General features: G+C 75.2%; 22 protein-coding genes and 1 pseudogene. 5 read left to right on the forward strand and 18 right to left on the reverse strand.

The window, feature by feature from the left end; all coding sequences use genetic code 11:
• Positions 1 to 144 precede the first annotated feature (144 nt).
• A pseudogene (locus ACGFSC_RS12415) lies at positions 145 to 264 on the forward strand (IS630 family transposase); the annotation flags it as partial.
• Here ACGFSC_RS12415 and ACGFSC_RS12420 read toward each other — a convergent pair.
• Positions 262 to 540, reverse strand: a complete 279-nt coding sequence (locus ACGFSC_RS12420; protein ID WP_359906500.1) for a hypothetical protein — start codon at positions 538 to 540, stop codon at positions 262 to 264. The pseudogene ACGFSC_RS12415 and the gene ACGFSC_RS12420 overlap by 3 nt on opposite strands.
• A 76-nt stretch (positions 541 to 616) precedes the next feature.
• Between ACGFSC_RS12420 and ACGFSC_RS12425 the strand changes: the two genes are divergently transcribed.
• Together ACGFSC_RS12425 and ACGFSC_RS12430 are read left to right on the forward strand one after the other, a co-directional pair.
• Entirely contained in the window at positions 617 to 1,090 is a 474-nt protein-coding gene (locus ACGFSC_RS12425; protein ID WP_359906503.1) for a hypothetical protein, read from the forward strand.
• Positions 1,091 to 1,184: 94 nt separating this feature from the next.
• Entirely contained in the window at positions 1,185 to 2,990 is a 1,806-nt protein-coding gene (locus ACGFSC_RS12430) for a beta-galactosidase family protein (RefSeq protein WP_359906506.1), read from the forward strand.
• 67 nt (positions 2,991 to 3,057) lie between these two features.
• On the opposite strand, the gene ACGFSC_RS12435 is transcribed toward ACGFSC_RS12430, so the two are convergent.
• From ACGFSC_RS12435 to ACGFSC_RS12480, 10 genes are all read right to left on the reverse strand, one after another.
• Positions 3,058 to 3,870 carry a DUF1963 domain-containing protein gene (locus ACGFSC_RS12435; protein ID WP_359906509.1) on the reverse strand — a complete coding sequence of 271 codons (813 nt, stop codon included), beginning with the start codon at positions 3,868 to 3,870 and terminating at the stop codon, positions 3,058 to 3,060.
• Between the two features lie 94 nt (positions 3,871 to 3,964).
• Complete coding sequence (locus ACGFSC_RS12440; protein WP_359906646.1) at positions 3,965 to 5,224, reverse strand: SLC13 family permease; 1,260 nt, start codon at positions 5,222 to 5,224, stop codon at positions 3,965 to 3,967.
• 199 nt (positions 5,225 to 5,423) lie between these two features.
• Positions 5,424 to 6,248: a DUF4253 domain-containing protein gene (locus ACGFSC_RS12445; protein WP_359906512.1), complete on the reverse strand. Its 825-nt coding sequence runs from the start codon at positions 6,246 to 6,248 to the stop codon at positions 5,424 to 5,426.
• 107 nt (positions 6,249 to 6,355) lie between these two features.
• Positions 6,356 to 7,360: an aldo/keto reductase gene (locus ACGFSC_RS12450; protein WP_359906515.1), complete on the reverse strand. Its 1,005-nt coding sequence runs from the start codon at positions 7,358 to 7,360 to the stop codon at positions 6,356 to 6,358.
• Between the two features lie 65 nt (positions 7,361 to 7,425).
• Entirely contained in the window at positions 7,426 to 8,265 is an 840-nt protein-coding gene (locus ACGFSC_RS12455; protein WP_359906517.1) for a serine protease, read from the reverse strand.
• A gap of 121 nt (positions 8,266 to 8,386) precedes the next feature.
• Positions 8,387 to 8,956 carry a hypothetical protein gene (locus ACGFSC_RS12460; RefSeq protein WP_359906520.1) on the reverse strand — a complete coding sequence of 190 codons (570 nt, stop codon included), beginning with the start codon at positions 8,954 to 8,956 and terminating at the stop codon, positions 8,387 to 8,389.
• A 54-nt stretch (positions 8,957 to 9,010) separates the two neighbouring features.
• Positions 9,011 to 9,580, reverse strand: coding sequence for an ATP-binding protein (locus ACGFSC_RS12465; protein ID WP_359906523.1), 570 nt, complete (start codon positions 9,578 to 9,580; stop codon positions 9,011 to 9,013).
• 9 nt (positions 9,581 to 9,589) lie between these two features.
• Entirely contained in the window at positions 9,590 to 10,105 is a 516-nt protein-coding gene (locus ACGFSC_RS12470; RefSeq protein ID WP_359906525.1) for a nucleoside deaminase, read from the reverse strand.
• 117 nt (positions 10,106 to 10,222) lie between these two features.
• Positions 10,223 to 10,693, reverse strand: a complete 471-nt coding sequence (cynS, locus tag ACGFSC_RS12475; protein ID WP_359906528.1) for a cyanase — start codon at positions 10,691 to 10,693, stop codon at positions 10,223 to 10,225.
• Positions 10,694 to 10,772: 79 nt separating this feature from the next.
• A complete protein-coding gene (locus ACGFSC_RS12480) occupies positions 10,773 to 11,360 on the reverse strand; it encodes a carbonic anhydrase (RefSeq protein WP_359906531.1) in 588 nt (195 codons plus the stop codon).
• Positions 11,361 to 11,486: 126 nt separating this feature from the next.
• On the opposite strand from ACGFSC_RS12480, the gene cynR reads away from it, so the two are divergent.
• Positions 11,487 to 12,395 (forward strand): transcriptional regulator CynR, encoded by a 909-nt coding sequence (gene cynR, locus ACGFSC_RS12485; protein ID WP_359906534.1) that lies wholly within the window; start codon positions 11,487 to 11,489, stop codon positions 12,393 to 12,395.
• A 60-nt stretch (positions 12,396 to 12,455) separates the two neighbouring features.
• Here the strand turns inward: cynR and ACGFSC_RS12490 are convergent, their stop codons facing one another.
• The 7 genes from ACGFSC_RS12490 to ACGFSC_RS12520 form a co-directional block, all read right to left on the reverse strand.
• Complete coding sequence (locus ACGFSC_RS12490; RefSeq protein ID WP_359906537.1) at positions 12,456 to 12,866, reverse strand: sigma factor-like helix-turn-helix DNA-binding protein; 411 nt, start codon at positions 12,864 to 12,866, stop codon at positions 12,456 to 12,458.
• 96 nt (positions 12,867 to 12,962) lie between these two features.
• Complete coding sequence (locus ACGFSC_RS12495; protein ID WP_359906539.1) at positions 12,963 to 13,748, reverse strand: helix-turn-helix transcriptional regulator; 786 nt, start codon at positions 13,746 to 13,748, stop codon at positions 12,963 to 12,965.
• 18 nt (positions 13,749 to 13,766) lie between these two features.
• Positions 13,767 to 14,015: a hypothetical protein gene (locus ACGFSC_RS12500; RefSeq protein WP_359906542.1), complete on the reverse strand. Its 249-nt coding sequence runs from the start codon at positions 14,013 to 14,015 to the stop codon at positions 13,767 to 13,769.
• A gap of 468 nt (positions 14,016 to 14,483) precedes the next feature.
• Complete coding sequence (locus ACGFSC_RS12505) at positions 14,484 to 15,566, reverse strand: SDR family NAD(P)-dependent oxidoreductase (RefSeq protein WP_359906545.1); 1,083 nt, start codon at positions 15,564 to 15,566, stop codon at positions 14,484 to 14,486.
• A 155-nt stretch (positions 15,567 to 15,721) separates the two neighbouring features.
• Positions 15,722 to 15,946, reverse strand: a complete 225-nt coding sequence (locus ACGFSC_RS12510; protein WP_359906548.1) for a holin — start codon at positions 15,944 to 15,946, stop codon at positions 15,722 to 15,724.
• A 206-nt stretch (positions 15,947 to 16,152) separates the two neighbouring features.
• Positions 16,153 to 17,166 (reverse strand): questin oxidase family protein, encoded by a 1,014-nt coding sequence (locus tag ACGFSC_RS12515; protein WP_359906551.1) that lies wholly within the window; start codon positions 17,164 to 17,166, stop codon positions 16,153 to 16,155.
• Between the two features lie 144 nt (positions 17,167 to 17,310).
• Positions 17,311 to 17,793: a MarR family transcriptional regulator gene (locus ACGFSC_RS12520; RefSeq protein WP_359906554.1), complete on the reverse strand. Its 483-nt coding sequence runs from the start codon at positions 17,791 to 17,793 to the stop codon at positions 17,311 to 17,313.
• Between the two features lie 43 nt (positions 17,794 to 17,836).
• Here ACGFSC_RS12520 and ACGFSC_RS12525 point away from each other — a divergent pair, with 43 nt between their 5' ends.
• The gene (locus tag ACGFSC_RS12525) at positions 17,837 to 18,793 is read left to right on the forward strand and encodes an alpha/beta hydrolase (RefSeq protein WP_359906557.1); all 957 of its coding nucleotides are present in this window, start codon (positions 17,837 to 17,839) and stop codon (positions 18,791 to 18,793) included.
• Positions 18,794 to 18,812 lie beyond the last annotated feature (19 nt).

The following is an 18,812-nucleotide window of genomic DNA, read 5'->3' on the forward strand; positions in this document are numbered from 1 at the left end:
ACGTTCACCGGGTTGGCGGCGGTGGGACCGGAACCGGTTGGATGAGACGGACATCCAACGGGTTGGGGGCGTGGTGGCGGAGCCGGTCAAGGTCAGGAGGCTGACCGACCAGGCGGGCCAGCAGTTGCAACGGATCGTGCGCCGGGGCAGCTGCGGCAGTTCACGCTCGCCGACTCGAACCATCCGAACCGCACGGTCCGGACCCGCGCTCTGCACGCCTACCTGCGCTGGCGCAACGCGAACGCCCGCCACCCCGAAGACCTAGACCGGCACGCGGACGAAACCCTCGGTCCAGTGGTCCTCATCGATGTCGTACTCTCCGATCTGGAAGCAGTCCGGCTCGTCGGCGAAGCCCGGTAGAAGACGCGCGCGGCGCATCCGCTCCTCGGCCACGGCCTCGGAGGAGTAGATGCCGAGCAGCTTGACGTCGTCGCCGTCCTGCTCGTCGATGAACACGTCCCCGTCGTCGAGGTGAATCGTCTCGTCGTTGGGCCCGGCTTCGTTCCGGTGGCTGATGTGCCAGAGGGGATAGACCTTCACGGGCGCAGGCTATCCCGGGCCCAACCGGCGCCCCCGCCGGGCGGCGTTGTCGCAGGTGGGGCCTAAGGTGCGGGGCATGAACGTTCCCGAGGTCATACCGATCCGCCACGAGCCCGACTACCGCACGGACACCATCGGGCGGTGCGAGGGCGGCCAGTTCTACGCGACCGTCGTCGCGGCGTTCCCCGAGGGCTGGAGCGGCGACGACTGGCAGGCCGTGAAGCGCTGGCACGCCGTGCTGCACCGGTTCGACGAGGCCGGCCGCCACCTGGGCTCGCGCATCGAGTCCACCGGCACGACGGCGGACGGCGAGCGGCAGGCGGTCGACGCGGCCGCGCTGCTGCTGGAGCAGTGGCTGGACGCCCTGCCGGGGCGGCACTACCAGGACATCGCCATCGCCCCCTTCGAGGTCCGCTTCGAGGGCGCCCTGTTCGGCCTGGTCCTGGAGGTGGACGAGGACGAGGAGGACGAGGAGGACCGCGTGCACCTGGAGCTCTACCCGGACGGCCTGGGCTTCTTCGCCCCGTGGGACGGCTGCTACGACACCTGAGCGGCGGCGGCCCGCGCGGCCCGTTCCTCGCTAGGCTCGGCGGTGCCGGGGGCCGCGAGGTCCCGGGGTCTCCTGCGGGAAGGCGGGTGCGCGCATGCTCGGGTACGACGCGGACGGGTTCGTGCGGGACGGGGTGCCGCACCGGGTGGTGGCCGGGGCGGTGCACTACTTCCGGGTGCACCCCGAGCTGTGGGAGGACCGGCTGCGGCGGGTGCGGGCGCTGGGCGTGAACACCGTGGACACCTACGTCCCGTGGAACTTCCACGAACTGCCCGACGGCACGGTGGACTTCACCGGCTGGCGGGACGTGGCGCGCTTCGTGCGCCTGGCCGCCGGCCTGGGGCTGGACGTGATCCTGCGCCCGGGCCCGTACATCTGTGCGGAGTGGGAGTTCGGCGGGCTGCCGGCCCGGCTGCTGGCGGTGGACGGGCTGCGGCTGCGCTGCGCGGACCCGGCGTACCTGGCCGAGGTGGACGGCTGGTTCGACGCGCTGGTGCCCGAGCTGCTGCCGCTGCTGGCGAGCCGGGGCGGGCCGGTGGTGGCGATGCAGGTGGAGAACGAGTACGGCAGCTACGGCGACGACGCCGCCTACCTCGCCCACCTGCGCGACGGCCTGGTGCGGCGCGGGGTGGACTGCCTGCTGTTCACCACCGACGGCGCCCACGACACCATGCAGCAGGGCGGCACGGTCCCGGGCCTCCTCGCCACCGCCACCTTCGGTTCGCGTGCCCCCGAGCGCCTCGCGGTGCTCCGCCGCCACCAGGGCGAAGGCCCGCTGACCGCCATGGAGTTCTGGATCGGCTGGTTCGACCAGTGGGGCCTGCCGCACCACGTCCGCGACCCGAAGGAGACCGCCGCCTCGCTGGACGAACTGCTGGCCACCGGCGCCTCCGTCAGCCTCTACATGGCGCACGGCGGCACCAGCTTCGGCCTGTGGTCCGGCGCCAACCACTCCGGCACCCACCCGCTGGACGCCGGCTACGAGCCGACCGTCACCAGCTACGACTACGACGCGCCGATCGGCGAGGCCGGCGAGCTGACCGAGAAGTTCCACGCCCTGCGCGAGGTCATCGGCCGCCACCTGCCCCTGCCGGACGGCGAACTGCCCGACCCCCCGCCGCGGGTGGCGCCGCAGCGCCTGGAGCGGGCCGACGGGCGCACGCCCCTGGCGCAGGCCCTGGACGCGCTGTCGCGGCCGCGTCGGCATGCGGCGCCGCTGCCGATGGAGCGGCTCGGACAGGACCGCGGCCTGATCCACTACCGCACCCGCGTACCGGGCCCGCGCCCCGAACTGCCGCTGCGCATCGACGGGTTGGCCGACCGGGCGCAGGTGTTCGCGGACGGGCGCCCGCTCGGGGTGCTGGAGCGCAACTCCCCCGGCGCGACCCTGCCGCTGGCCACCGGGCCCGACGGGGTGGTGCTGGACATCCTGGTCGAGGCGCTGGGGCGGGTGAACTACGGCCCGCAGATGGACGACCGCAAGGGCATCACCCGCGGCGTCTCGCACGGCCACCAGCGGCTCTTCGACTGGCAGATCCGGCCGCTGCCGCTGACCGATCTGTCCGCACTGCGCTTCACGGACGACGTCGAGGCCCGCGACGGCGAGCCGGGCGACGGCGAGCCGGCCTTCCACCGCTTCACCGCCGAACTCCCCTCCCCCGCCGACGCGTTCCTCGCCCTGCCCGACTGGGGCCGCGGACTGCTGTGGCTCAACGGCTTCCTGCTCGGCCGCCACTGCGCCGCCGGCCCCCAGCGCACTCTCTACGCCCCCGCCCCGCTGTGGCGGCCCGGCGCCAACGAACTGGTCGTCCTGGAACTCGAACGCCACGGCACCGCACTGGAGTTGCGCGCCCGACCGGACCTCGGCCCGGTCACGGCCGCGCCCAGCTCCGAGTACTGACCGGCCGGGTAAGCCCCCCGCGCACAGGAATCCCCCGGCCTCTCTCCGGCACCACCGGCCGCGGGGGTCAGGCGTCGAAGCGATGGGCGAACGGGCGCCCGGGGCACGCGCGACACTCGAACAGGTACACACCGCCCAGGTCTCCGAGACTCAGGTCCGTTCCCTCCCACCGGACGTCGCGGTCCTCGACCGGAGTCCACGCCTGCCTGCAGTCGTGCTCCTCGGTGCTCCTCACGGTCAGCAGATGGTCCATCGTCGTCCGGCAGGCCGGGCACACCGGCCACTGCGGGTACTGGCTCCAGCCGGGGAACCCACCCAGCTTGACGCCCGGCGCGGTGGACAGGTGGAACTGGTAGTCCCAGCCCGTCCCTCTCTCCACCTGCTCGAAGCGGTCCTCCAGGGCGTCCCAGATCTCGTACGGCAGGTCCCAACTCGGGTACTCCGTCACCCGCTCCGGATGGACGACGCACGGCCGCGGCACCTGCCCGTACGCGGCGTCCGCCGGCACCGGCGGCGCGGGCCGCACCTCCCCGACCTCCCGCACGGACCGCCAGCAGACCTGCGGCACGACCCACTGGCCGTCGTGGCGCAGCGGGCACCAGAGCACCTGGAGCAGGTCCCGTTCCTCCGGGAAGGGCACGAGGTCCAGCACGTCCCGGCGGTGGATCTGGACGACCGCGACCATCGGCGACCCGGGGTGCTCCGGGCACTCCGGCCACGGCTCCGACGCCGGCCAGAGCAGCGGGCCGCCCACCGAGCTGTCGCGGCACGTCGGCTCGCCCCGACGTGGATGCAGCCTCACGGCCTCCCGGCGGAACGGGGCCACCTCGGGAAACAGCTCTTCGACGTTCAGGGGGCGCGGCGGGGTTCTACGGGTCACGCGTGGACGGTACCGGGGAGCACGGCCCGGGCGCACCGGAGATTCGCCCCGGCGGCCGGCGCGGGAAGTCGGGCCTGCCGGATTCCCGCGCCGCTCAGGGCCCGATCAGGCGCAGCGAGGCCCACAGGGCCAGGACGGCGGCGGTGAGGGTGGCGGGGACGGCGAGCAGGCCCAGGCGGGTGAACTCGCGCAGTTCCACCGGTACTCCGCGGTCGCGGACGATGCCGCGCCACAGCAGGGTGGCCAGCGAGCCGGCGTAGCTGAGGTTGGGGCCGATGTTCACCCCGAGCAGGACCGCGAGGACGGCGCCGGGCCCGGCCGGGGCGGCCAGCGGCACCAGGGCGAGGGTGGCGGGCAGGTTGTTGATGACGTTGGCGAGGCCGGCGGCCAGGGCGGCGGTGGCGAGCAGGGCGGGCAGGGCGGTGCCGTCGGGGACGAGGTGGGCCAGGCCGGCGGCCAGGCCGTTGTCGACGACCGCGCGCACCACGATGCCCAGGGCGAGGACGAACGCCAGGAACGGCAGGGCGGCCGAGCGCACCACCGTCGCGGGGGTGGCGTGGCCGCGGGCCAGGGCGCGCGCGGCCAGGACGGTGGCGCCGGCGGCCGCCGCCCAGGCCGGGTCGATGTCGAGTGCGGAGGCGAGGACGAACCCGGCGAGCGTGCAGCCGACGGTGGCCAGGGCGAACAGCGGCATGGCGGGGGCCGGTCCGGTCTCGGGCGCCGCGGTGGGGGCGGCGTCCAGGTCGGCGGCGAAGAAGCGGCGCAGCACCAGGTACTCGACGCCGACCGCCGCCAGCCACGGCAGTGTCATCAGGGCGGCGAAGCGGCCGAAGCTCAGGCCGCTGGCGGTGAAGGCGAGCAGGTTGGTCAGGTTGGAGACCGGCAGCAGCAGCGAGGCCGTGTTCGACAGGTGGGCGCAGGCGTACAGGTGCGGCCCGGGCCGGGTGCCCAGGCGGGCGGTGGTGGCGAGGACGACGGGGGTGAGGAGTACGACGGTGGCGTCCAGGCTGAGCACCGCGGTGACCAGGGAGGCGACGGTGAACACCTGGACCAGCAGTCGGCGCGGGCGGCCGGCGGCGCTGCGTGCCATCCAGGCCCCGCAGGCGCGGAACAGCCCCTCGTCGTCGCAGAGTTTGGCCAGGACCAGGACGGCGGCCAGGAAGCCGATCACTGGTCCGAGGCGGGCGGCCTCGGCCGTGGCGTGCTCCAGCGGGACGGCGCCGGTCGCCACCAGCAGGGCGGCGGCCGGCACCGCGGCGGCGGCCTCCGGCCAGCCCCAGGGGCGGGCGACGGCGCAGACCAGGACGAGTATCAGCAGGCCTGCGGACAGGGCTTCGGCGCAGGCGGTGTTCAGGGGGTGCTCCTCGGGGGCCGGGACGGGTGTCCGTGCGGTGGGCGGTGCTCGGGCCCGGTTCGCGGCCCGGCGCAGCATGCCACACGGGTGGCCTGCGGGCGCCGGGCGGGTCGGCGCGCCCGGGTCGGCCCGCCCGGGTCCGTCGTGCCCAAGCGACCCCTGCGCCCGTCCCCCGGCCCCCGGATCAGGTCAGGTCAGGTCAGTCCCACCAGAAGGACCACTGGTGGGCGCCGACCAGTCCCTCGGCGTACGCGGTGAGGCTGCCGGAGCCCTGGAAGACCAGGTCGGGGCAGAAGGCGGTGTGCTCGGCGGCCAGCGGGAGCGCCTCGGCGAGCGTGGCGGGCGGCACGGGGACGCTCAGCTCCAGGGTGTCGAAGCCGACTTCGACGACCTGGGCGCCGAAGCGGCGTTCCCAGTCGGCGAGCACGGTGGCGATCCTGGCGATGTCGTCGTGGTTGGTGGGGCCGCTCCAGCCGCACACCGCGAGGGCCTGGGCGCCGCTGTCGGCCCGCACCAGGCCGAGGCGGGCGTCCTTGACGGACCGCAGCACCTCGGCCAGTTCCCGGGCCTCGGTGCCGGCGGCGCCGTCGGGGACGGTGGTGGCGGGGGCGGGGCCGGGCCAGGTGCGGCCGTAGGGGGCGAGGGTTTCGTCCAGGATCCCGGCGTCCTCGCTCACCTCCCCGTCCTCGTCCCCGTCGACCTGCTTCCACCAGGTGGCCAGCAGGGCGGCCGGGTCGTAGAGGTCGGGTACGGCGGCGTCGACCGGGTACAGCTCGCCGGACAGCCAGGGCCGGTAGTCGGGGCCGGCGGGGTCCAGCGGGGTGAGCAGCAGCGGCCACAGCCCGGTCTGCGGGTGGGCGCGGTGCAGTTGGCGCCAGAGCCCGGCGGGGGCGGGGGCGTCGCTGATCCACAGCAGCGGCTGGGGCCCGTCGTCCGCGGTGACCGTACGGCCGGGCGGCAGGTCGACGGGCAGGTCGACGGGCAGGGCGGCGAGGGCGGCGACGAGGTCCAGGTGCTCGGTCATGCGGCTCACCGTAGGGGCGGGCACCGACAACGGGCGGGGCGCGAGAAGTCGGCCCCCGCCGACTTCTCGCGCGGCGCCCCCGGCCGGCGCCCCCCGTCCACGACACCTCAGGACCAGGGCAGCCCCGCCCGCGTACGCCAGTACGCCCCGGCCGGCTCGGCCATGGCGCCGAGGGCGGCGAGGTCCTCGGGGGTCGGGCGGAGGCCGGTGGCGGCGAGGTTGGAGGCGAGCTGGCCGGGGGTGGCGGCGCCGGAGAGGACGATGTCGGCCCAGGGCTGGGCGGTGGCCGCGGCGAGGGCGAGGGCGTCGGGGGTGGCGGCGGTGCGGTCGGCGAGGGTGCGCAGCGGGGCGGTGTCGGGGCCGGTGGCGTTGCGGCCGGCGAGGCGGCCGTTGGCCATGCCCTCCTTGACGACGACGAGCCATCCGGCCGCGTGGGCTTCGGCGAGGGCGGGGGCGGCGGAGGTCTCCAGCAGGTTCCAGGTGGCCTGGACGGCGGTGAACAGCGGTCGGCCGTCCGTGGTGACGGCGAGGGCGCGGCGGATGGTGTCGGCCTGGGCGGGGCCGCTGGTGGACAGGCCCACCCGGACGCCTTCGGCGGCGAGGCCGGCGAGGCGCCGGTGCAGGGCGGGGTCGGTGAGGGCGGGGCTGTCGGGGGTGACGGAGTGGACGAGGTAGACGTCGAGGTGGTCGCCGAGCAGGGTGCGGGTCTCGTGGATCTGGCGGTCGTAGACGGCGGTGGAGTGCTCCTTGACCTCGTGCGCGGCGACTCCGTCGGTCTGCCAGTCGGCGGTGTAGGTGTAGCCCCATTTGCTGCCGACCGTCACCTCGGCCGCGGCCTCGGGGTGTTCGGCGAGCCACTGGCCGAGGAACTCCTCGGCGCGGCCGTAGGAGCGGGCGGTGTCGAGGTAGCGCACGCCGGCGGCGTACGCGGCGTCGAGCAGGGTGTGGGTGCGTTCGCGCAGGGCGTCGACGGTGCGTTCGGCGGGCAGGTCGGCGTCGCGCCCGAGGTTGATGTAGCCGGGCCGGCCGACGGCCGCCGTGCCCAGGCCGAGGCGCGCGGGGCGCGCGGCGGCGGGGGCGGGGATCGCGGTGGCGGCGGGGTCGGTCGGCATGGCGGGCTCTCCTCGGGCGCGACGGTTCTCACCTGGGACTTTAGCCGCGCGGTGGGGTCGGGGCGTCAGCCGGCGGCGAGGGTGCCGCTGATCCAGGGGGCGTAGGCGGGCACGTCGGTGTACAGGCCGGGGCCGCCCGCGCAGGGCACGCCGGGGGCGCCGGGGCCGGAGGTGGTGCCGACGAGTTCCCAGCGGCCGCCGCGGCCGCGCTGGATCTGGGGGCCGCCGGAGTCTCCGAAGCAGGCCATGGCCCGGGGCACCTGGCTGAGCGTGCACAGGCGGGTGGGGTCGGCCCAGCCGGGGGCGCAGTCGGTGGTGGCGCCGATGCGGGTGGGCAGTTCCTGGAGGCGGTCGGGGAAGACCATCCGCTGGTAGTCGGTGGTGTCGACGACGGTGCCGAAGCCGAGCAGCCGGGTGGGGGTGCCGGGGCTGCCGGGGTGTTCGGCGACGCGGACGGGCTGCTGGGGGGCGGGGCGGTCCAGGCGGACCAGGGCCAGGTCGTTCCGGTTGGGGCGGGTGGCGCCGTCGCCGAACTCGAAGCCGGGGTGGACGACGACGCGGTCGACCTTGCGCACGGTGCCGCCGCTGTCGCGGTGGGCGCTGCCGATGCGCACGGTGCCCTTGAGGGTGACGCCGGTGTCCTCGGTGCCGACCACGCAGTGGGCGGCGGTCAGCACCCACTGGCGGTCGATCAGGGTGGCGCCGCAGGCTCCGTCGGCCAGTTGCTCGGCGCTCAGCGGGAGGGTGGCCATGAAGGGGTAGCGCTCGGTGGAGTCGCGGCCGTTGACGATGGCCGAGGCGCTCGTGCTCATGGCGGTGGCGCCGAGCGCGGCGGCCAGGGCGGTGACGGCGGCGGCCCGGGCGGTGATGCGGGCGGTGGTGCGGACGGTCGTACGGAAGGGCACGGGTGACGGCCTTTCGGTTCGGCTGGTGCTGACGGCTCCAGCCAACCCGGCGCCGGCCCGCCGGAACACCCGGCCAGCGGGCCACCTTGACCTGGGGGTATCCCCCGCTCGCGCCGTCGGGCTACCAGGCGGGCCGCCCGCTCTCCCGCGGCGACACCGACGGCGCCGCGGGGGCGGTGCCGCGCTCAGGGGCGGTGCGTTCGCATTCGCGTTCGCGCTCGGGCCCGGTCGCGGGCCCGACCTCGGGCCAGCCCGAGGAGGAGGTGCGGACGGCCTGGACGGGCGCGGCGATCGGCGCCTCCAGCGGACGGGCGGCGCGCACCGGCGCGGCGGTCCGGGTGACGGCCTGGGTGACGGCCGGAGTGACGGCCTGGTCCAGGCGCAGCACGAAGTTGACGTAGTCGAGCGGCTTGCCCGGCCAGTGGCAGTCGTTGCTGGTGAGCAACTGGCTGCGCAGGCCGCCGTGTTCGGTGACCGGTCCGGGGGTGGTGCGCAGGTTGGGCTGCCAGCTGCGGCCCCACAGGTGGTGTTCCAGGGACAGCGTCCAGCTCTCCTCGTCCACCTCGATGGTGGCGCCGACCCGCCCGGGCAGCACCCGCAGCCCGTACGCGCCGCGCACGACGGCCCGCTGGTCGAAGTCGGCGCTCCTGCCGACGACGGTGATCCGCCATGCTCCGTGGAACCTGAGCACGCCTGCCTCCTGACGCCGCGGCGCCCGCTCCGGCAGAGGGCGCCCCTTCCACGTCTACGGCCCCGACCCGGCCCCCGGCTCAACGGCGGGGCGGGCGGGGCCCCGGCCCGTGACGGCCGCCGCGATCCGTCGGGCGGCCTGGGCGGGCGTGAGGTGGGTGGTGTCGAGGACCTCGGCCTCGGCGTGCAGCCAGGTGCGGGCCGCCTCGGCGTAGGGTTCGAGGTGCCTGAGGCGGAAGGAGGAGGGGCCGAGGACGGTGTCCCCCTCGATCCGTCCGCGGAGGGTCTCCTGGTCGGCGTGGAGGACGAAGTGCCGTACCGGGATGGCGTGTCGGGCGAGGCCCGCACTGATCTCCCGCCAGTACCGCTCGACCAGGACGGTCATGGGCATCACCAGGGTGCCGCCGGTGTAGTCGAGTACCCGGTGGGCGGTCTCGACCACGAGCTGCCGCCACGGCGGCCAGTGCTGGAAGTTGTCCGTCCGGGGCAGCCCCGGCGTGATGTCCATGAGGGTCTCGCCGACCTTCTCGGCGTCGAACACCCGCGCATCCGGAATCAGTGGCGGCAGGAGTGCGCCGGTCGTCGTCTTGCCCGCGCCGTGGGTGCCGTTGAGCCATACGATCACGGCTCGATGCTAGTCCCGCTCGGGGCCCTGGGGGCGCGGGGCGCCCGCCACGCGGCGCTCGCCGCCGTTGCGCTCCTGCCAGAGGCGGTACACCTCGACGGCGTCCTCGCGCGGTTCGTGGCGCATCGGCAGCCTGCGCTCCTGCCACGGCTTGGCGAACTCGTCGTAGAAGGTGCCCAGTTCGAAGTACTTGCGGTCGTCGACGTAGTGGGGCTCGTAGGCGTCGCGGGTGGTGAGGAAGACGACCTCGTCGGGCGAGCAGTAGTAGAGCGAGCCCAGGCACATCGGGCAGGGGTGGGCGAGCACGTAGACGGTGGTGCCGGTCAGGTGCTCGGTGCCGAGCCTGGTGCAGGCCTCGCGGATGGCGAGGATCTCCGCGTGGGCGGTGGGGTCGCCGGTCTGGGCGACCCTGTTGGGGCTCTCCGCGAGGATCTCGCCGTCCTTGACGATGACGGTCGCGAACGGGCGGCCGCCCTCGGTGACGTTCTGGCGGGCGATGTCGATGGTGCGCTGGACGAAGTCCATCAGGGCCTCCGGGGCGGGAGCGGGGGGAAGGGGCCGGGGGAAGGGACGGAGGGCAAGGGGCGGGCCGGGGGTCCCGGCCCGCCCCCCGATCGGCGGGGGCTTGGCCGCAAGGGCCGGTCAGAAGGGCTTGGTCGGCAGGTACTTGCCGTCCAGGGTGATGATCGCGCGCTCGCCGCCCTCGGGGTCGGCGACCTTCCGCACGTCGAGCCTGAAGTTGATCGCGGAGATGATGCCGTCGCCGAACTCCTCGTGCACCAGGGCCTTGAGGGTCGTGCCGTAGACCTGGAGCATCTCGTAGAAGCGGTACATGGTCGGGTCGGTGGGGACGCGGTTGGGCATCGAGCCGCGGAGCGGGACGGTCTGCAGCAGCAGCGCCGCGTCCTCGTCCAGGCCGAGCAGTTCGGCCACGGCCTTCGCGGACTCCTCCGGCAGCGGGTGCTGGCCGAGGACGGCGGCGGTGGTGAAGGCCACCGACAGGCCGGAGGCCTCGGCGATCCGCTTCCAGGAGAGGTCCTTGCGGATCTTGGCCTCGACGGCGGCGTCGGCCAGCGCCTCGCGGGCGCTCTGGTTGAACTGGGCGTGCACCATGGCGGTTGTCCTTCTCTTGCGAGGGGTCCGCGTCATCCCGGGACGGGGGCGACGCGAGGGGGTACGGGGGGTGGGGGGATCAGGCGGCGAGCACGGGGGCGCCGGCGGTGAGGACCTCGACGCGGCCGGTGGGGATGTCGTAGACCCAGCCGTGCAGGGCGACCCCGCCCCCGGCGAGGGCGCGGGCGACCGAGGGGTGGGTGGCCAGGTTCGCCAGCTGGGCGAGCACGTTCTGGCGGACCAGGGCGGGGACGTCGCCGTCGGCGGAGGTGCGGGCCACGGAGGCGTCGGCGTGGCGCAGCCAGGTGGCGACCGCGGGGGCGCCGCTGAGGTCGTGGCCCTCGGCGAGGGCGGTCATCGCGCCGCAGGCGGAGTGGCCGCAGACGACGATGTCCCGCACGCCGAGTGCGGCGACGGCGTACTCGATGCTGGCCGCGACGCCGTCGGCCTCGGGTGTGTGGGCGGGCACCAGGTTGCCGGCGGTGCGGATGACGAACAGGTCGCCCGGCTCGGTGCCGGTGATCAGCTCGGGGACGACGCGGGCGTCGGAGCAGCCGATGAACAGGGTGTCCGGGGTGTGGTGCGTGGCCAGGTGGGCGAAGAGCTCCGCCTTGGCCGGGAAGACGTCCCGCTGGAAACGGGCGACGCCGTCGGTGAGGTCCTGCACTGGTCACTCCCTTCGGGTGGTGGCCGGCCCCGGTGGGCCGGTGAGATCCACCATGCATGACCTGTGCCTATAGCGTCCAAGAGCTGTCGGGCATGGAAGCCATTGGTCGCGTCTATAGTCTGTTCCATGGCCGCTCCCGAACTGCGTCACCTGCGCTATCTGCTCGCCGTCGCCGAACACGGCAACTTCACCCGCGCCGCCGAGGAGCTGCACATCTCCCAGCCCACGCTCTCCCAGCAGATCAGGCAGCTGGAGAAGACCCTGGGCGTGCAGCTGCTGGACCGCACCGGCCGCACCGTGCGGCTCACCGACGCCGGCGCCGTCTACACCGACCACGCCCGGCGCGCGCTGCGCGACCTGGCCGCCGCCGAACGCGCCGTCCACGACGTCCAGGACCTCTCCCGCGGCCACCTGCGCCTGGGTGTCACCCCCACCTTCACCGCCTACCTGGTCGGCCCGCTCACCGCCGAGCTCCACGCCCGCCACCCCGGCGTCGGCCTCACCCTGACGGAGACCACCCAGGACCGCATCGAGGCCGCGCTGCTCGCCGACGACCTGGACCTCGGCATCGCCTTCGCCGGAACCCACCCGCCCGGCATCGCCGCCACCGCGCTGTTCACCGAGACCCTCAGCCTCGTCACCGGCACCTCGCGCGCCCGGACGCTGCCCGACCCGCTACCGGTCCACGCCCTCAAGGGCGAACAACTCGCCCTGCTCAGCGGCGACTTCGCCACCCGGGCGCACATCGACGGCTACTTCGCCCGCCACCGGGCCGCCCCGCGGATCACGGTCGAGGCCAACTCCGTCCAGGCCCTCACCGAGATCGTCCGGCGCACCGACCTGGCCACCGTCCTGCCCGACGCCCTCGCCCACGACCACCCCCACCTCGCCCCCGTCCCCCTCGACCCTCCCCTGCCCACCCGCACCGTCACCCTCCTGCACCGCGAGGGCGCCTACCGCAGCGCCGCCGCCCGCGCCTTCACCCGCCTCACCCGCGACCTCGTGCACGCCCGCGGCTACCCGCCGGCCCCGTGACCCGCACGGCGCCCCGGCCCCTGACGGGCTCTCGGCAAGCGGCGGCCGGGACCGGCCCGGTCAGCGGCGGGCGGCGGCCAGGGAGCGGAGCTGGACGTGGACGGCGGCGGGTTCGGTGCCGGTGAGGGCGGCGATCTCGGCGGCGGACAGGTCGAGGACCAGGTGCAGCAGCAGGACGTCCTGCTGGGCGGCGGTGAGGTGGGCGACCGGGCCCAGCGGCCGGGGGCCGGCCAGGGTGCAGACCCGGCGGCGCACCGCCTGCCAGGCGCAGGCGGCCGGGCTGGCGGTGGACAGGGCGTCGAGCCAGTGGCCGCCGAGCTCCTCGAAGGCGGCGCGGACGGCCAGGGGCGCGTCGGCGGGCGGCAGGAGCAGTTCGGCGTAGTCGAGGTAGTGGCGCAGGTGCAGGTCGTGCAGCGCCCACAGGCCCAGGGCGGGCCCGGGGGCTGCCGAACGGCGTCGTGGTGTCGGCATGGTGGTGTCCCGAGGTGGCGCGGGTGGGTGCTGGTCCGCGGCGGGTGCCCGGTCCGCGGCCGGGGCGCGGGTGGCGCGTCCCGGCCGCGGACCGGGTCACACGAGCACCGACGGGTTGTCGTCGGTGCCTTCGCGGCCCGCCGCCGCGGGGTGGCCGGGGCCCTCGCCCCGTTCGGCGGCGAGGCTGGTGCGCAGGGTCGCCCACAGGCGGAACAGGATGTCCGTCGGGGTGCCGGCGCTGGAGGACTGCATGGCCCGGACGAACTCGCTGTGGTACGTGCGCGAGTTGACCGGCAGCGGGGTGCGGGCGTTGTTCGTCCGGTCCCAGGCCGCCGCCCACAGGGCGCGGCGGGCCTCCTTGACCCCGCAGACCTCCATGTACGCGAGGAAGACGGGTTTGCGCAGCGGGGCCTCGCCCTTGAGGACCAGGGCCAGCGTGCTGGAGGGCAGGCGTCCGCCCCGGTCGCGGGCCCGGCGGTCCAGTTCCCGCAGGGACGGCCAGTCGGCCTTGCGGCGCATCTCGTGCATCGCCCGGCGCAGGTCCGCGAAGGAGTCGACCTGTTGGGGGTCGACCCGCCGGGGTGCGCGCAGCCGCCGGCTGCCCGAGGGGCGCGGCACGTGGGCCCAGTAGTTGGCCTGGACCCACTTGCGCCGGGCCGTCTTGAGGTCGCCGCCGCATTCGCGCACGACGGCCTCGACGACCTTCCAGCTCGGTACGGAGCGCCCGCCGGCGGCCCGTTGCAGGGTGGTGGGGTGGTAGTTGGTCCGAGCGGCGAGCTGACGGTACGTCAACCCGGCCTGCTCGCGCTGCTCCCGCAGCCAGACGGCCAGCCGGCCCAGCGCCGGCTCGGTCGCCCCGATCGGATTCTCTCGGCGTCCCATCTCGGGCAGGCGCTCTTCCTAGGCCCGCTCCCGTCGGAGCCTCGCGGCCAACAGGCATCCGCCCGTGGCCAGTTCGAGCGCGACCCCGGCCGACATGCCCGTCGCCACCAGGGCGGCGGCCAGCGCGACCGTCAGGACGACCACGACGACGACCACGGCCGCTTCACCGGCCGCGAGCGGCCGGTACGGGCGCGGGCGCGGCGGTACCGGTTCCGCCGCCGCGCAGTGGGTAGGGGTGTGGGCGCGCTTGTTCCGCTTCCTCGCCATCGAGGAGTCCTCCATATCACTGTCCACTCCAACTGGCGGGCACTTGTGCGGTTGGCGTCGCACTGTGTGCCCGGTGGGCACACACTCTGTCAGGCGTACGGGTGAATCCCAATCGGTTCGGTGAACATCGCGAAGATTGATGCGCCACGGTCCCGGCCCCTGGCCGCAATCTCGTGAACGCCCTATCAGAAACGCACAGTTCAACGAACTGAAACCGGATTTTGATGCGCCTTTGTGCAGCATGCCCTTGTGAGCCGTCCTGGCTGGATGTGACGATTTGCAGCGGCGTCACCCGGACCCGCGGGTCCGGAACCCGGGGCGCTGTGCACTCCAACAACTCGGGAACATCGGCAGCGGGCCGTGTTGGCGCATGGGTCCGCCCGAACAGCAGAGACCGCCCGGCCCTGGTGGCCCGAGCGGTCTCTCTGCGTTCCGGCGGCGGCCGGGGCGGCTTGCCGCGTGCGGCACTCAGTGGGCGGCACTCCATGGGGCGGGCGTCGGGTCGTGACCGGTCAGCTCGCAGCTGGCCGCCCACAGCCGCGCGGCGGTCGCGGTGTCGGCCAGGTGGTTCCAGAGCGGCTCGGTCCTGGGCGTGCCGCGCAGCCCGAACGCCCGGGGGCTCCACAGCTGACCGCCGCGCACGGCCGGGTCGAGCACGGCCCGGACGGCGGGCCACGCGGCGGCGTCCTTGCCCTGGACGACGAGCCCGAGCGGCAGGTGGCGCAGCCGCTCGCCGGTGGTGCGGACGTGGACGGGCGGGCGCGAGGGGGTGAGGGAGTCGAGCGCGCCGCCGGGGTGGACGAGCACGCTCAGCGTCGTGCTGCGGGCGGCGCGCAGGCGGCGGTCGAGTTCGAGGGCGAAGAGCATCTGGGCCAGCTTGGAGCGCGCGTAGGAGCGCTTGGGCCGGTAGTCGCGCGTGCTCTGGAGGTCGTCGAGGTCCAGGCGTTCGGACTTGGCGGCGAAGCTGCCGGTGGTGACGATCCGGCTCCCGGGGGCGGCCGCGAGCAGGGGTGCCAGGTGGTGGGTCAGCGCGAAGTGCCCGAGGTGGTTGGTGGCGAACATCAGCTCGTGGCCGCCGACGGTCTCGCGGCGCGGCGGGTGGTCGAGCGCCACGCCGGCGTTGTGGACGACCGCGTCGAGCCGGTCCAGCCCGAGCGCGTCCACGGACGGGCCGAGCGAGGCGAGGTCGGCCAGGTCCAGGGGCAGGTGCTCCACCCTGGCCCCGGGGACGCGCGAGCCGATGGAGGCGATCGCCGCTTCGGCCCTCGCCCGGTCGCGGCTGCCGAGGACGACCGTGGCCCCGGCGGCGGCGAGCTGCTCGGCGACGAAGTACCCGATGCCCGCGTTGCCGCCGGTGACCAGGACGTTCCTCCCCTCGGCGCGGGGCAGCCGGTGGACGTCCCACGGCGAATCCTGGCGCCGGGCCTGGGGCCGGGGCCGGGCCTGGGCCTGCGCTGGGGCTGGGGCCGGTGCTGGGGCTGGGGTTGGGAGGGCATGGCGGGCTCCTGGAACTCGGCGCGGTGGTCCGGCGGTACGGGCGGACCCGCGCATCGCAGCCGGTCCCGCCCGGTTCCCACGCTCCCTCGGGCCACTCGCATCCCACCGGCAGCTCACCGTCCGCGCTGTCAGCCGACCGGCACCGGGCAGGCCCGGCGCGAGGGGCGGGGCGCCCGGTGGCGCGTCCCGCCCCTCGCCGGCCGGTCCGGCTACTCGCGGGGGCGGCCCAGCAGGGCGGCCGAGGTCGAGTCGCCGACGCGGGTCGCCACCGCCCCCTTGAGCACGGTCAGTGCGGCCGGCAGCGCCGCGACCGCCGCCGCCTTGAGTGAGCTGATCGACGTGAGGTCGAACCTGTCGGCCAGCAGCAGGCCGAGGAACGCCGCGGCGTACGTGGCGACGGTGCGCTCGACCAGATCGAGGATGAACTTCCGCATGGTCAGGACTCCTTCGCGGTGGAGGCGGTGAGGTGCCGGTCTGTGCGCGACGGTCGCGCGGGCGTCGGGGTCGGCGTTCGGAAGGCATGCGGCAGGCGCCGTCGGGGAGTTGCCGCCCCTCATGTACACGTTCACGCCGTCGATTCCGACGACGGTCCCGGCGGGCGATTCCGGCGGGCGGTTCCGGCGGCCCCGCGCCGTACGCCTCATCCCAGCGGGGCGCTCAGCTCCATGGCGCGCAGGGCAGCCGTCAGGGCCGGTGCGTCGCCGACGTCCAGGGCCGTGTCCGTCAGCTTGATGACGTGCTCGTCGCCGTGCGCCAGCGCCCGCTCGAAGACCTCCTCGGGGGTGAACGCGCCGGGCGGGACGTACCCGGCCGGCGCGGCGGGCGCGTACATCGCCGTCACCGCCGCCGAGGCCGTCCAGGCCGCCCGCAGGCTCGCCGGCCACAGTGCCCGCGGGAGCGCGGGCAGCGTGCGCAGCACGGCGTTGGGGGCCGTGGCCGCGTGGACGAGCATCGTCTCCTCGCCGTGGCCGTGGGTGGCGTAGCGGTGGGTCGCCGCCCGTACCAGTTCGGCGAGGCGGCCGGGCACCTCCCCCGGGTACGGTGCCTCGGCCGCGGCCCACACCGGCAGGGCCGTGACGCGGCCGAGCCTCGCCGGGAAGCCCCCGTCCCGGACGTCGACGGCCGGCACCGCGTCGAGGGCGGCGGCCGCGGAGGCGGCGCCCGGCAGGCGGTCGGGCACCGCGACGGTTCGGTGGCGGGCCGCCCAGTAGCCCAGGCCGTGGGCGAGTTCCGCCAGGCGCGGCCCGGTGGCCTCGCCGGCCAGCAGCGTGCGCACCGCATGGCCCACCCGGATCACCGGGTGCGTCGACCCGCCGTACAGGCCGGGCAGCAGCCGCGGCCACCACCGGGCCAGCACCTCGCGCCAGGGACGCTCGGCGACCTCCCGCTCGAAGTGGCCGATCCAGTCGGCCGCACGCCTCGGGTCGCCCAGCGCCGTGCGCCAGTTGGCGACCGTCACCGGCTCGACGCGGGGCGGGAGGTCCTCCAGCTTGCGCGCGTAGAGGTCGAGCCAGCGGTGCACCGACCGAGCCTGTCCGCGGGCGGTGAGGGCCTCGACGGCCATCGGCGCGTGGTTGGTGAGCCGTCCGAGCCGCTCGGGCCCGCAGGTGTGCAGTCGTTGGAGCGCTTCGTCCAGAATCCCTGTCGTGTCCACGGGAAAGGACCGTAGGCGGGACGCCGGGGCGGCGTAACGGGCTGGAGTCCTAGGCCCGACCCGGGGTCGCCCGCCCGACCACGGGCGTCGGGGGCCTCCGAAAGCGGCGGGCGGGTGGTCGCGCCGGGAGCGGCCGGGTTCCGGTCAGCCGGTGGGCGTGCCGACCCGGTCGCGTTCGAGGGCGGACCGCAGGGTCGACAGGGCCCGTGCGACCGCCGACAGCGAGGGGGCGTCGAGGGCGCCTCCGAGCAGTTCGGCCAGGCCGCCCGTGTAGGTCCGCTCGGCGTCCCGGACGAGCCGCGCACCGGCGTCGGTGAGGTCCAGCAGCGAGGACCGGCGGTCCGAGGGGTTGGGCCGGCGGGCCGCCCATCCCAGCTTCTCCAGGCGGTCGACGCCCTTGCTGGTCGCGCCGACGCCGATGGCGAACTCGGCGGCGATGTCCGCCACTCGGCAGCCCGGGTGGTCGCGCAGGTAGCCGAGGAACTCGTACTGCGAGAGGACGATCCCGTGCCGCTCGCGCAGGCGGTCGCCGAGGGCGTTGTACAGGCGCGTCTCGCACCGGACCAGGTCGGCGAAGAGCCCGGGGAGCCCGGCCTCGGCACGGTCACCGCTCGATGTATATTCCACGGCATATAGTGTACCGGAAGCTACTTACGGCAGGAGCACGCCCATGAGCAGGGAGCAGCGCATCCGGGTCGACGGGTTCCTGCGGCAGCAGGGCCCCGCGGGGCCCCGGTCGGTCGAGGAGATCCGGGCCGGATTCCGGGAGCTGATGGCCCGGATGATCGTGCCCCACGACAGCATCCGCACCGCCCCGACGACGCTCGGCGGCCGCCCCGCCCTGCGGGTGGAGCCGATCGGCGGGCCCGGCACGGGAGAGCGGGCGGCCCCGGGCGCCGCCGGGACGATCCTCTACTTCCACGGCGGCGGCTGGGTCTTCGGCTCGCCAGGGACCGCCCTCTCCCTGACCGGGAACCTCGTGGCCAGGACCGGCCTCGGGGCGTACTCGCTGGACTACCGGCTCGCCCCCGAGCACCCCTTCCCGGCCGCGATCGAGGACGCCCTGAGCGCCTACCGCGCCCTGCTCGACCGGGGCGAGGACCCCTCGGCCGTCGTCTTCGCGGGCGACTCCGCCGGCGGTGGCCTGGCCGTCACCACCTGCCTCGCCGCGCGGGACGCGGGCCTGCCGCTGCCCGCCGCCCTGCTGGCCTTCTCCCCGGGCCTCGACGCGACCCGCAGCGGCGCGAGCATGGAGACCAGGGAGGGCGTCGACCCCGTCTTCACCCGCGCGGGACTGGAACGCACCGGAGCCATGTACCTCGCCGGGGCCGACCCGCACCAGCCGCTGCTCAGCCCGGCCGTTTGCGCCGACCTGACCGGCTTCCCCCCGATGCTGCTCCAGGTCGGCGGCAACGAGATGCTGCTGGACGACTCCACCCGCCTGGCCGCCCGGGCGAACGCGGCGGGCGTGGACGTCGTCCTCGACGTCACCGCCGACGTGCCGCACGTGTTCCAGGCGTTCGCCGGCGTCCTCGACGAGGCGGACGAGGCGCTGGACCGCGCCGCCCTGTTCCTGCGCCGGCGAGTCCGCGCGGCAGCCGCCCTGCGGACCAACGGCACGGTGTAGCAGGCCGGTTCGGCCCTTC

Origin of the sequence: Kitasatospora sp. NPDC048715, from assembly GCF_043198905.1 — a bacterium.
GTDB lineage: Bacteria > Actinomycetota > Actinomycetes > Streptomycetales > Streptomycetaceae > Kitasatospora > Kitasatospora lactacystinica.